Here is a 12711-nt window from a genome sequence, read left to right on the forward strand (position 1 = left end):
TAAGAGGATCGAACGACCTATGAGATTGACCCGCTTCCGACTGCTCGGTACCGCCGCTGCTTTTCTGCTTTCCGGCAACCTGTTTGCCCAGCAGGACTACTTCAAGGACCTGCCGAAGGGCACGACACCGCAGGAGGTGGGAAAGCGGGTCGCCGAGCACTTCGTTGTGAGCGCACACCAGTACACGCCGACGCTGCACTATGCGGAGGTGGTTGCCTGGTATGGGTCGCTGACATTCGCGCAGTTGACTCATGATGATGCGCTGCGGCAGAAGCTGATCACGCGCTTCGAGCCGATGATGCCGGGCGGGAACGACCAGGCGCGGATTCCGCTGCGTCACCATGTGGACGACTCGATCTTTGGGGTGGTGCCGCTCGAGATCGGACTCCAGACCGGCGACGCGAAGTTTCTGGCGGAGGGTAAACGCTGGGCGGATCGGCAGTGGGAGAATCCGCAGCCAGATGGGCTTTCGGCCGAGACGCGATTCTGGATCGACGATATGTACATGTTGACGCTGCTCCAGCTTGAGGCGTACCGGGCGACGAAGGATCCTAAGTACCTCGACCGCGATGCAAAGGAGATGGTGGCGTATCTCGATAAGCTGCAGCAGCCGAATGGGCTCTTCTACCATGCTCCGGATGTGCCATTTTTCTGGGGGCGCGGCGACGGGTGGGTAGCGGCGGGAATGGCCGAGATGCTGACGAGCCTGCCGGAGAATCATCCGCAGCGGGCGCGCATTCTGAAGGGCTACAAGGCGATGATGGCAAGCCTGCTGCAATTTCAGGGTGCGGACGGGATGTGGCGGGAACTGATCGACAAGCCGCAGGCGTGGCCTGAGAGCTCGTCGTCCGCGATGTTCACCTATGCCATGATCACGGGCGTGAAGCATGGCTGGCTGGATGGTCAGACGTACGGGCCGGCGGCGAGGCGAGGCTGGATCGCGGTGGTTGGGTATATCGACCAGAACGACGACATTACCAGTGTGTGCGAGGGGACAGGTAAGTTCAACAATCTGGAGTATTATCTGGCTCGCAGGCGTCGCACGGGAGACGATCACGGGCAGGCCCCAGTGCTTTGGGCTGCCTCGGCTTTACTCCGCTAGAGCAATCGATTCCGATGCCGGTACCGAGGTAATGGAGAAAGGTCGTATGACGTTGGGTACTGACGGATCGTCGGACACTCTGGAGAAAATGCGCTGAAATGCCGATAGAGAGACCAAGTGCCATGATGTTCCTTCTGGAGCGGATTCGAAGTGCTCTTTCAGGCAGAAGGTGCCGCTACTCTTTCCAAGCTCCGCAACCTTAGCGGAGCTTTTGATTTTTGTGGCTGAGGCCCTTGGGGGTTTGGCCGATGCTGACTATCGGTAAAACCGATAAGATGTTGGGATGGAACTGCGGCATCTCCGGTATGTGGTCGCGGTGGCGGAGCATGGAAGCGTCAGTCGCGCGGCGCGGGCAATGCACGTGTCGCAGTCAGCTGTGAGCGAGCAGATCGCTGATCTCGAGCGGGAGATCGAGGTTGCGTTGTTCGACCGCGCCTTCCGCAGCATTCGGCTGACGCCGCACGGGGAGCTATTCCTGGCCGAAGCGAAGAAGACGCTAGCGGCAGCGGCACAGGCAGTGAAGGTGGCGCAGGGATCACACCGGGGCGAGATCGGCGAACTCCGGATCGGGTTCTTCGCCGGAGGTGTGGGAGCGGGATTCCCGAAGGTGATCAAGGCCTTCCGGAAGAAGCATCCAGATATACGCGTAGTGCTGGAGGAGATGCCGCCAACAACGCAGTGGCATGCCCTGCTGGATGGGCGAATCGATATCGGGTTTACGCGGCGGCTTGAGTCGCCCTATTCGGAGGAATTGGAGTCGGAGACGGTGCGACAGGATCCGGTCGTCGCAGTTCTGCCGCGGGATCATCCGCTTGCCCCGGGTCCGGTCGATATTGGCGACCTGGCGAAGGAGTCGTTCGTGCTTTCGTCGCGGGATACGTCCCCTGCGCTGTTCGACAAGGTGATTGAGCTCTGTTCGGAGGCGGGGTTCTCGCCGCGGATCGCGGCGATCTCGACCGTGTGGTCGAGCGTGGCTCTCCTGGTGGAGGCGGGGGTGGGAATTTCGATTCTGCCGCTAAACCTGCAGCAGGACCGCACGCACGACCTTGTGTTCTGCCCGCTGACGTCGCCAGGAGCGAGCGTGGAGCTGGTGATGGCGTGGCCGAAGGTGCGGGAGACTCCTGCGCTCGACAGCCTGCGCAAACTGGTACGCGGTTCAGCCCGGCAGCTCTAGGCTGAACCGCGTTTGCCCGAAAGACGACTACCAGGCGAGGGTTGGTGGCAGGAACTCGGCGAACAGGTCGTCGTAGTAGGGCTTCAGCTCCGCCATGTTGGGCTTGGTGTGGCCCTTGGAGTAGAGGTCGTACTGGTTGAACTTGAGGATCCAGGGGAGCATGGAGCGATCCTTGTCCGTGCAGAGGTGGTCGTAGGCGCCGTGCCGGTGCCATGGGTAGAAGGAGTGGAAGCGCAGCATGTAGAGCGACTCATCCTGCAGGTAGTTCTCCATCACCTTGGCGATGTAGCCGTCGTGCCCGAAGGACATATGGACGTTCTCGAGGCCGCAGTTGGGCTCGTAGATGCCGTACTTGGTCTGGTACTCGGCGACGTGGCGGTCGGAATTCTTGGCGAAGTACTCGGGGAAGACGATATCTTTCGACCAGGCGCAGCCGACCGGGAAGGTATCGCCGACGACGCCCCACTGCGGCTCGCCGTAGAGGCAGAGGCACTTGCCGAGGTCGTGGATGAAGCCGGTGAGGACCATCCAGCGGGGGTGCCCGTCGCGACGGATGGCTTCGGAGGTCTGAAGGAGGTGCTCGATCTGGGTGAGATCGGTGTCGGGATCGCTGTCGTCGACGAGGGTGTTCAGGAACTCAGCGGCCTCCCAGATGGTCTTCTGACCCTTGTTGAGGCCGAAGTATTCCTTCTCCTTGCCGAGGGTGTAGGCGACGGTCTGGTTCTCGTGGTTGAGGCGGTAGAACTCGGCAACGCCGGGAGTCGCGGTGGCGTCGTAGACGCGGAACTCGGCCTCGGACTTGCCTTCCTTGTAGCGGCCCTCGAGGAACTCGTCCCAGTCATCCATGTCGCCGAGCGGGTTGCCAGGGACGGTGTTTGCTTTCAGCTCAGTATCGAGAATAGATTCTGCGGAGGGAGCGCTCATGGGTGGATCTCCTTGTTTCCTTTAGAAACAAACGCGGCTCGGGACGCCGGTCTTCGGCTGTCTCCGTTACCGGTAACTTATACAAGAATTCCACTATTTCAAGCAAGCGATTCTTTTGAAGACGCGGGATCCGCGATTCCGGTTTGGGATGCCGGGACGCGGACAAAGACCTCATCTCCATAGATACGAACCTCGTACGTCTCGACGGCGGGGTCGTTGGAGCGCTCAGGGGAGCCGTCGGCGAGACGGAAACGCCATCCATGGATCGGGCAGACGACGTATCCGTCGGCAATGGAGCCGCTGGCGAGAGGTGCGCGCTGGTGAGGGCATTCGTTGTCGATGGCGTAGGGCCTGCCGTTGAGGACGCCGACGCAGAGATGGACGCGTCCTCCGGCAAAGCCCTTAAGCCTGCCCTCCTGCGGGAGGCCGGCTACGTCACAAAGCTTTAGAATCATCCCGAAGGCACCCTCGCTGGAATGGTATCGCAAGTGGTTGCGCTCTCAGAGCAAGCTTGACAAGGCCGTTTTCCGCCCGATAAGGTTCCGGCGTCACCGCTAACTATGATTTCCGCGCAGGCTGCGGCCGCACATGGAAGTAACGAGGTTTGATTGACATGTCCAAAGTGACGAAGACCGGAACCGAGACTGTTCGGGCGATCCTGACCGATATCCACTTCTGGATCCCGGCGCTTGTTCTTGCCGGGGGCATCGGGCTTCTGGTCGCACTCCACTAAATCTCAGATTGAAGCGAAAGAGACTCCTGATGGCGACCACAGCAACCACGAAGGCAAATTCAGCCGCAGCATCGGGCCACTCGCTTCACCTGATGGGAGTGCTCTGCGGGCTGGCCGCAGGCGTATGGCTGGGAGCGGCCGAGGCTCCGACGAAGCTTGTGAATGCAGGGTTTTCGCCGTTTGCCATTTCGCTGTGCATGGTCGCCGGGGTGTTCACTGCGCGATGGACGTTTCCGACGCTGCTGAAGGGAACGACGTATGTGTTCGCGGACCTAGCTGCGAAGAAGCACCTGATCGTATGGGCGATCCTGGCGGGGGCGCTGTGGGCGGTAGCGAATACGCTGACCGTCTTCGCGATTCGGGACGTGGGTCTGGCGACGGCGTTCCCGCTCTGGAATACGAATTCGCTGATCGGGCTCCTGTGGGGGCGGCTGTTGTTTTGTGAGCTGAAGGGTGCGGGGGCGAAGAATATTTCGAAGGTAGTCGTGGGGGCGGTGTTGATCGTGATCGCGGCGATCATGCTTGGATTCAGCACGATTCATGGCGGCGCTTCGACCTCGCCGCATGCGATCCGCGGGCTGCTGGCCGCGGCGGGGGCATCGCTGATGTGGGGGACGATGTATGTGCCCTATCGCAAGGCGTACCTAAGCGGGATGAATCCGCTGTCGTTCGTCACGGCGTTTACGGTGGGCGAGCTTGGCACGATGTTTGCGCTGACCTGGTTTCTGGATGGAGGGGCGCACTCTTCGGCGTTTCAGCTTGCGCAGAGCAAGCAGCTTCTCTTCTGGCTATTTCTGGGCGGCTTTGTGTGGGTGATCGGGGATCTGTTTCAGCAGTTTGCGGCGAAGTATCTTGGAATTGGTCGCGGCATTCCCCTTTCGAATACGAACCAGTTGTGGGGATTGGCGTGGGGCGCGCTGGTTTTTGGTGAGCTTGCGACAGCGGACCGGGCGCATATGACGCTCGTGGTGACGGGGTCGGTGTTGATGATCCTGGGGGCTCTGGCGATCTCGACGGCGGTTGCGGGGTCACAGGAGCATCTCTCGAAGAATGAGGCGCTTGTCCGTGAGTGCGAGCGCTACGGGCTGGACTATCGCGAGGTCCTACTGGCGCAGAGCGGCGAGGAGTTTGGCAGCAGGACCGAGAAGAGGCGCTGGTGGGATGTGCTGATCGTCGCGTGTGCCACCGGGGTGTTCGTTTATCTCGGGTATAACGCGGTGGTGCCTCCTCTCGCGATGAACCTTGGGTGGATTGCGGTACTTGGCGTGATCCTTGCGGTAGCGCTTGTAGGCGGTGGCTGGGCACTGTGGCGGCAGACGCGCTTCAGCTAGCCTCCAGCCGGAGAAGCGGACGACATACACTGGAATTGCCGGGCTCGCGACGAACCGCGCCCGTGGAGCTACAGAATGGCCGTTCGGCTCAAGGACATTGCGCAGGATCTCGGGGTTTCAACGGTTACGGTTTCGAAGGTGCTGCGGGGTAATCCGGATATAGGCGAACGCACGCGCGCGCTCGTGCTCAAGCGCATGCAGGAGTTGAACTACCGGCCGAATATGCTGGCGCGTGGGCTGGCGAGTGGCCGGTCATTCGCAGTCGGGCTTGTGGTTCCGGACCTTGTACATCCGTTCTTTGGTGAGTTCGCGAAGGCTATCGGTGGGCTGCTGCGGCAGCATGGACTTGCGCTTGTGCTGGCTTCGTCGGAAGAAGATCCCGAGGTCGAGCGGCAGGAGATTCATACACTTCTGAGCCGCGGGGTTGACGTGCTGATCGTCGCATCGTGCCAGCCTGAGCCGTTCGATGTGGAACTGTTTCGCGAGCATAAGACGCCGTTCCTCCTTGTCGATCGGAATTTCCCTTCGCTGGACGCCAACTTTGTTGGCTCGGACGATGTGAAGGTTGGCGAGCTTGCGACGCAACACCTGATCGAGATTGGCCGGAAGAGGATTGCGCATATCGGCGGACAAGGAATGAGCCCGTCGGTGAACCGGCTGCGGGGGTACCAGGACGCGCTTGCGGCTGCGGGGCTTGTCGTTCGGCCGGAGTTGATCGTCACGCGCGACCGCTTCGAGGAGACGGGTGACTCGGCAGGATACCAGGCGATGCAGGAGTTGCTGGCGCGCACGCCGCGTCCGGATGCGGTCTTTTGCTACAACGATCTTTCGGCGATCGGGGCGATGAAAGCCACGATGGATGCGGGTCTACGCATTCCAGAAGACATCGCGTTTGTTGGCTGCGGGAACCTGCGATATGCCGAGTATCTCAAGGTGCCGCTGACCTCCATCGACCACTCGACGCAGCAGATGGGTGAGCGTGCGGCGCAGTTGGCGCTGCACCTGGCGACGACGCCGTCCGCTCCTATTCAGGCGATCCTGACTCCGCCGAAGCTGGTGGTGCGGCAATCGAGTGTGGCGAGTTAGTTCTCCATCCGTTCAAGACTTCCGATGGTATGAGCGTGTATCGTTTGCTGATCGAAGCAACGAGGAGATTGGACTATGTTGAGGTTGACTGCGCGACATTTTGCCGCATGCATCGCATTGTGCACCGGACTTGTGCAGGCTGCATCTGCCTCTGAGGTTCTTATCGCCGATGCGAAGTCACAGCCGGAGAGCCTTACAGTTGCGCCGGGCGGGGTGCTGATCGTCGGCAGCGCGAGCACACCGTTCATCTACAAGGTTCGTGCGGGGTCGACGACCGCCGAGAAGTTCGTGGATGCGAGCGCTGAAGGTGCGGGCACTTTCTTCTTCGGTATGCTGGCCGATGCCACGACGAATACCCTTTGGGCGTGCCAGCTTACGCCGACACCGGGCACGACGCCGGTGAAGCGCCACACGACGCTGCGGAGTTTCGACCTTGCTACGGGTGCAGCAAAGATTCGCTGGGACCTGCCCGGAGAGAACAGCACATGCAACGACTTCTCATTTGGGCCGGATAAGGCGCTGTACATTAGCGACACCGCCAACAGCAAGATCTATAAACTGCCTGCTGGAGCGACTACCGGAGAACTCTTCCTGGAGGACCGGACGCTTTATGGGATCGATGGGATCACGTTCCTGAACGGCACGCTGTATGTGAACAACGTGTTCTCGAATAATCTTTACCGTGTCCCGATGGATGCTTTCGGGAAGGCGGGAACTCCGGTCGATATCTGGATGGATCAGCCGGTGAAGGGTCCTGATGGCATGCGCGCGGCGAACGGGAAGATTCTGCTTGCGGAGAATGGCAGCGGCAAGATCTCTGTCCTTACGATCAATGGCGATAAGGCAAGCGTCACTGTCATCAAGGAAGGGCTTAAGACGCCGACAGCCGTCGAGCCTGCGGGCGACATGATCTGGATTGCCGAACGGGGCGCGGGCAAGGCTGTGTCGATCCCTATGCCGAAGTAGGGCTAGTAGCGGTTGGCGCGATCGGCCGCCCAGGCTCCCCAGATCATCGCGATGGGATGCAGGCCGGCGAGAGCCCAGCCGAGCGTTGGGATGCCGAGAGCGACGTAGAGGACAAGCATGACCAGCGCTCCAACGACCGTGCTGTAGAGCATGCCGAAGGGTCCGAAGAAGAAGGTAAGGATAAGTGAGAGGACAATGCTCTTGCGTTGCGGCATGCTTCGGTTCGCCTCCTGTGCGATTTGATTCACTATATGCCGAGAGGGTGGGTTCTCCGCCCGATGTTCTACACTCGCCTTCACATAGCTGTAATCGAAACGCGAGAGCCTTGCCTCACATATGATTTCTAGACCTTTAACCAAGCTTGCCCTTGTGCTTCTTTCGACGACCATGCCTATGCTCAGCGCTCAGCAGAATCCTTTCGTCGGCCTGATGACCGAGGCCGCCGCTCATGCAAAGCAGCACAAGGCGCTGATGCCCGCGCTCTCGCCGAACGACGCCACGGTGCTCAACGGAGATGTGCCCGTGGCGAAGCTGCAGAAGATGGGCTTCAAGGTAGTGCCGTGGACAACGAACGATCCGGAGAAGATACGCGCCGTGATCCGGACGTATCCTGACGGGCTGATCTCCGATAGGCCGGACCTGCTGCAGAAGGTGCTGGCGGAGGAGCGAGCGTCGTCGCCGGAGATGGCGGCGCGGTTGAAGAACTTCAACGTGTCGGGGCACCGCGGTGGACGCGGTCTACGACCGGAAAACACGCTTCCGGCGTTCGAATCGGGGCTCGATAACCTGATCGATACGATCGAGACGGATACGGGCGTGACGACGGATCATGTGTCGCTGATATGGCATGACCAGTTCCTGAATCCGCAGTCTTGCCGCAAGGCGGATGGCTCGGCGTACACGATGGCGAACCGGGTGTACACGCGCGATATCTCGATGAAGGAAGCGCAGGCGACATTTATCTGCGACAAGCTCCACTCGACAGCCTTTCCAGACCAGAAGAACGACTTGGCGCTCTCACCGGTAGCGGTTGCATTTGCGGAACATGAGCACCTGATCAGCCCGTATGTTCCGACGTATGTTGAACAGGTTTTTCGGTTCACGGCCTTCTATACCGACTACTACCGCAATGGAGCCGGCAAACAGAGTCCGCATGCGGCGGAGCGGGCAGCAGCGGGTGAACGCGTTCACTTCAACATGGAGACGAAGATCCTGCCGGAGAATCTCCCAGCACCGAAGCCCGGCAGCCCTGAGTCGAAGATCCCACCGGAGATGCTGCAGAACCATACCGTTGGGCCGCAGGTGTTCGTGGACACGTTATGTGGAGCGATCAAGCGCAACCACATGGAAGCACGGTCGGATGTGCAGAGCTTCGACTTCCGCACGCTCATCCTCGTAGAGGAGCAGTATCCGAATATTTCGACGTACTACCTGACTGAAGGGCCGGAGATGCTGTCGACGGAGTTCCTACCGTCGGGCCTGCGTCAGCCGAAGCCCTAGCAACCGCGTCCATCAAAGTGAACCAGCGAGAGCCTCTATCGCGGCTCTCGCTGGTCTATTCTGTAACGGCTGGTCATTCTTCACCCGCCAAGGAAAAGTCCTATGAACTTCCGTCAGCCAGGAAAGTCCATCGCAATGCCCATGTTCCTCGCGGCCGTAGCCGGATTCTGCGGCGGCGTCCGGATGCATGGGCAGGCCGTTCAAGGCGACGATGTATCACGCCAGGCTGCCCAGGATGCTCCGTGGCCGTCCAGCGCTCACGGCTCAACGGCGGGGGTCGAAGTCCTTTCCGACACACAGGGCGTGGACTTCGGCCCATACATCCGGCAGATGCTCCATACCATCAACGACGGATGGCGCAAGCGCCTCGCCCAGGAAACAGGTCTGCCGATCGATAAGCCAAGAGTCACCGTCATTCGATTCAGCATCAGGCCGGATGGCACGTTGGCCAGCATGCGGCTGGAAGGTACGAGCCATGAGGGGGCACTGGACCGCGCGGCGTGGGCCTCGATGACCGAGGTAAATGGCTTTTCGGCTTTGCCCGCGACGTTCACCGGGCAGGCGTTCGAACTCCGCCTCCGCTTCAACTATCTCCCGGCACCGAAGCCGAACACACCCTGAGCTATCGCTCAATCGTCTGTGAACCAAACGAAAAGGGCACCCTGTTGGGGTGCCCTTCCGTTTATAGTGTTCCTGCTGTTTACGGGATGTAGTAGCGGAAGCTGGTGAAGACCATGTTGTTCGTACCCTTCGCGCTGATCCCGTTTGCACCAACCCACGACTCGCGGTTCAGGTAGCTGTAGACCATCTGGTACTGGATACGGCCAGCCGGCCCCGTGTAGAAGCGATACGTGAAGCCAGCCGAACCTTCGAGGATGGCGCGGTTGACACCGGCGCAACTGGCAGGCGTACCTGGCAGATAGCCGGTCGTTCCCGAGGGCGTTGTCTCGACGTTGCAACCCGCATTGCTGCTCGTGATTGGAGCGTACCCAACGAGTTTGCCGGACACGGGATCGAGGTAGGTAGTTCGCTGTGCGTACTCCCCGCCCGCGTAGCCGTTGATATCAAGCTTCGGAGTCGGGTGGAACTCGAGCGAAAGGAGACCCTGGCTCGAGCGGATGGCAGAGAAGGTGCCGTTCGGACGAACCGTCACGTCGGCCAGCGTCGAGGTGCCGTAGCGGCCCACACCGGTTCCCTGCAGTACATGCACGCCAAGCGTGAAGTACTTGGTCGCCGGAACGTGCGCGTTGGCGAAGAAGCCGCCACCGAACTCGGTGTTGTTGGTGCCGCCGGTCGCAGGAACCGAGGTGGCGCTAACGTTGCCCGGGTAGATGCGGTCGCGGAAGAAGCGGGCGAGTCCGCCGACTTCAAAGTGGCCATACCTCGAATCGTAGGCCGTCTTGAAGATGACGTCGGGAGCGACGTTGTTGGAGTAGTTGGCGTTCAGGTTGTAGAGACCGCCACCGACACCGGCGGAGCCAAAGAAGAAGTTCTGGTTCTGATTGGAGGCGGCGAAGATGATCTGCGCCTCTTCGAGCGAAGCCGCAACCGTGAACTGACCAAGCTTCTGCTGGAAGCGAACACCAGGCTGACGCGCCCAGCTAAAGCCGACGTGGTACGCCGCATCCGGAGTCTGCGGAAGCACTTCGGTCCGGTTGTCGGTTCCCTTGGCATTCTCCGTCACAAGCGACCACATCTGACCGCCGGTGAAGGTGAAGCCGCTGTTCATCGCCACCTGGCCAAAGAACTGGCGCTGACGCAGCGTGTAGCTGTTGCTCTGGTTGTCGTTCGAGGTCACACCAGCGGAGAGGAAGTCGCCTTCGAAGTAGCCGTTGAGCGTGCCGAACTTCGGCTTGCCGCTGACCAGAACCGCGAGACGGGACTGGCGGCCCGAGAAGTTGAACTCGCTCGTATGAGCTTCGCCCGCGCCGTTGAACGGAGTGGCGTTGAACGGGGTGTTGATATCGGAGTTGATGGCGCGGCTGCGGTACACCGTTTCTGCCGCGAAGAACCCGCTCGGGGTGATGGTCACCCCCCTGTAGTGCAGCGTCGTGGGAGACTCGACGGCTGCAGCGAGCTTCGCCTGGTTGTCGGTCACCGTCTTCACAGCGGTGTTGGTGGCCACCTGCTGGTCGTTGATCTGACCCTGCAGATCCTTGACCTTGTTGTCCTGCTCGGCCACACTGGAACTCGCCTCGGCCGCCTTCTCGGTAGCGGCAGCGGCCTGCGCCTGCGTAGCCTGAACCGTCTGGTTTGCAGTTGCCAGCTTGGTGTCGCGATCCATGAGCATCTGCTTCAAGTCGTCGATCTCGGCCTGCAGTTTGACCTGCATCATGCGAAGTTCGCGCAACTCTTCTTCAGTCTGGGAGACCGCCTTGGCTTTGGGCTTCTTGTGCGCCGTCTTCGGCGTCGCGGAAGCATCTGTCTGTGCCTGGACAGAGGCGGATCCGACCGCCATGCCCATCGCCAGAACCATCATCGTTCGCTTCGTCATAGATCCTCTCGTAAACGCACACAGATCGGTCTTGCAGTCCTGACGCGCACCTCGACGTTGCGAGGCATCGCTTGGACAAGATTCCATGGCGTTCAGTACCTACGAGGTTGGCAGTCGAATGTGAATGGAGTGCAAATGCGAGTTCCTATTCAACGAATATTGACAATCACCCCGGTCATGGAAGGAATAGTCTGTGGAGACCGCAGAATTGCACTGAAATTGGTGCTCCCGCCTCGCCAAAACTCCAACTCATTGAAAACAGTGGAGCGAATTCATAGCCCATTCATTTCATCCGGTTAGTCTGGCTCAGCATCAGATCAAACAGATAAAGCCAGCACCGCGGGCCGGTGCGGCATACTCGAGGAAAATCATGATTCGCAAGATTCTGCTCTCGGTTGCGTTCTCGGCAGCCTCGCTGACAGCGTTGAGCCAGCAAGTCACCCTGACGGGCGCCGGTTCGACCTTCGCGGCTCCCCTCTACTCCAAGTGGGCCTTCGACTTCAAGCAGGCCAACCCGAACGTTCAGATCAACTACCAGGCGATCGGTTCCGGCGGCGGCATCCGCCAGGTCTCGACCGGTACGGTCGACTTCGGCGGCACCGACGGCCCCATGAATGATGCGCAACTGGCAGACGCCAAGGGCAAGATCCACTCCGACATCCTGCACTTCCCGACCGCCCTTGGTGCCGTCGTTCCCGTCTACAACATCCCCGGCGTCAACGCCGAGTTGAAGTTCACGCAGGATGCGCTGGCCGGCATCTACCTCGGCAAGATCACCAAGTGGAACGATCCCTACATCCAGAGCGCGAATCCTTCGGTAAAGCTGCCGAATGCGAACATTCTCGTCGTTCACCGTTCCGATGGATCGGGTACGACCTTCATCTGGGCCGACTACCTCTCAAAGGTCAGCCCTGAGTGGAAGGGCAAAGTTGGCGTCGGTGCTTCGATCAACTGGCCCGTCGGTCTTGGCGGGAAGGGCAACGAGGGCGTCTCCGGTCTCGTGAAGCAGACGCCGAACTCGATCGGCTACGTGGAGCTCGTGTATGCCGTGCAGAACAAGATCCCATACGGCCAGGTTCGCAACTCCGCCGGCCAGTTCGTGAAGGCGTCGCTTGCCAGCGTGACCGAGGCGGCAGCCGGTGCGGCGAAGAATATGCCTGCGGATTTCCGGGTGTCCATCACCGATGCTCCCGGTGCGCAAACCTATCCGATTGCGAGCTTTACGTGGATGCTGATCCCCCGCAGCATACCCGACAAGGCAAAGGGAGCGGCGCTCAAGGAGTTCCTGAAGTGGTCGCTGACGACTGGACAGAACGAGTGCGAAGGCCTCACCTATGCGAAACTTCCCAAAGAAGTGATCAACAGGGAAGCCGCCGCAATCGGGACACTGCAGTACTAGAA

13 protein-coding genes are annotated in these 12711 nt (G+C 60.2%); 9 read left to right on the plus strand and 4 right to left on the minus strand.

Features of this window, described 5'->3' with window-relative positions; translation table 11 throughout:
- Positions 1 to 19 precede the first annotated feature (19 nt).
- Both GRAN_RS06375 and GRAN_RS06380 read left to right on the plus strand, forming a co-directional pair.
- Positions 20 to 1102 carry a glycoside hydrolase family 88/105 protein gene (locus GRAN_RS06375; protein WP_128912110.1) on the plus strand — a complete coding sequence of 361 codons (1083 nt, stop codon included), beginning with the start codon at positions 20 to 22 and terminating at the stop codon, positions 1100 to 1102.
- A gap of 283 nt (positions 1103 to 1385) precedes the next feature.
- Positions 1386 to 2276: a LysR family transcriptional regulator gene (locus GRAN_RS06380; protein WP_128912111.1), complete on the plus strand. Its 891-nt coding sequence runs from the start codon at positions 1386 to 1388 to the stop codon at positions 2274 to 2276.
- 27 nt (positions 2277 to 2303) lie between these two features.
- Here the strand turns inward: GRAN_RS06380 and GRAN_RS06385 are convergent, their stop codons facing one another.
- Both GRAN_RS06385 and GRAN_RS06390 read right to left on the minus strand, forming a co-directional pair.
- Entirely contained in the window at positions 2304 to 3122 is an 819-nt protein-coding gene (locus GRAN_RS06385; RefSeq protein ID WP_128913001.1) for an inositol oxygenase family protein, read from the minus strand.
- A 176-nt stretch (positions 3123 to 3298) separates the two neighbouring features.
- A complete protein-coding gene (locus tag GRAN_RS06390) occupies positions 3299 to 3655 on the minus strand; it encodes a Rieske (2Fe-2S) protein (RefSeq protein ID WP_128912112.1) in 357 nt (118 codons plus the stop codon).
- Between the two features lie 158 nt (positions 3656 to 3813).
- Here GRAN_RS06390 and GRAN_RS06395 point away from each other — a divergent pair, with 158 nt between their 5' ends.
- The 4 genes from GRAN_RS06395 (at position 3814) to GRAN_RS06410 (ending at position 7316) form a co-directional block, all read left to right on the plus strand.
- Complete coding sequence (locus GRAN_RS06395) at positions 3814 to 3933, plus strand: translocated intimin receptor Tir (protein ID WP_128912113.1); 120 nt, start codon at positions 3814 to 3816, stop codon at positions 3931 to 3933.
- Between the two features lie 29 nt (positions 3934 to 3962).
- Positions 3963 to 5264, plus strand: a complete 1302-nt coding sequence (locus GRAN_RS06400; RefSeq protein ID WP_128912114.1) for a GRP family sugar transporter — start codon at positions 3963 to 3965, stop codon at positions 5262 to 5264.
- Positions 5265 to 5339: 75 nt separating this feature from the next.
- Positions 5340 to 6350: a LacI family DNA-binding transcriptional regulator gene (locus tag GRAN_RS06405; RefSeq protein WP_128912115.1), complete on the plus strand. Its 1011-nt coding sequence runs from the start codon at positions 5340 to 5342 to the stop codon at positions 6348 to 6350.
- A gap of 75 nt (positions 6351 to 6425) precedes the next feature.
- Positions 6426 to 7316, plus strand: coding sequence for an SMP-30/gluconolactonase/LRE family protein (locus GRAN_RS06410; protein ID WP_128912116.1), 891 nt, complete (start codon positions 6426 to 6428; stop codon positions 7314 to 7316).
- Between the two features lie 2 nt (positions 7317 to 7318).
- Here the strand turns inward: GRAN_RS06410 and GRAN_RS06415 are convergent, their stop codons facing one another.
- Positions 7319 to 7531: a hypothetical protein gene (locus GRAN_RS06415; protein ID WP_128912117.1), complete on the minus strand. Its 213-nt coding sequence runs from the start codon at positions 7529 to 7531 to the stop codon at positions 7319 to 7321.
- A gap of 121 nt (positions 7532 to 7652) precedes the next feature.
- On the opposite strand from GRAN_RS06415, the gene GRAN_RS06420 reads away from it, so the two are divergent.
- Together GRAN_RS06420 and GRAN_RS06425 are read left to right on the plus strand one after the other, a co-directional pair.
- Entirely contained in the window at positions 7653 to 8816 is a 1164-nt protein-coding gene (locus GRAN_RS06420) for a glycerophosphodiester phosphodiesterase family protein (protein ID WP_128912118.1), read from the plus strand.
- A gap of 102 nt (positions 8817 to 8918) precedes the next feature.
- Complete coding sequence (locus GRAN_RS06425) at positions 8919 to 9437, plus strand: TonB C-terminal domain-containing protein (protein WP_128912119.1); 519 nt, start codon at positions 8919 to 8921, stop codon at positions 9435 to 9437.
- Between the two features lie 79 nt (positions 9438 to 9516).
- Here the strand turns inward: GRAN_RS06425 and GRAN_RS06430 are convergent, their stop codons facing one another.
- Positions 9517 to 11310, minus strand: coding sequence for a hypothetical protein (locus GRAN_RS06430; RefSeq protein ID WP_241654367.1), 1794 nt, complete (start codon positions 11308 to 11310; stop codon positions 9517 to 9519).
- Positions 11311 to 11680: 370 nt separating this feature from the next.
- Between GRAN_RS06430 and pstS the strand changes: the two genes are divergently transcribed.
- The gene (gene pstS / locus GRAN_RS06435; RefSeq protein WP_128912120.1) at positions 11681 to 12709 is read left to right on the plus strand and encodes a phosphate ABC transporter substrate-binding protein PstS; all 1029 of its coding nucleotides are present in this window, start codon (positions 11681 to 11683) and stop codon (positions 12707 to 12709) included.
- The last annotated feature ends 2 nt before the right edge of the window (positions 12710 to 12711 follow it).

Source organism: Granulicella sibirica (genome assembly GCF_004115155.1).
Classification (GTDB): Bacteria; Acidobacteriota; Terriglobia; order Terriglobales; family Acidobacteriaceae; genus Edaphobacter; species Edaphobacter sibiricus.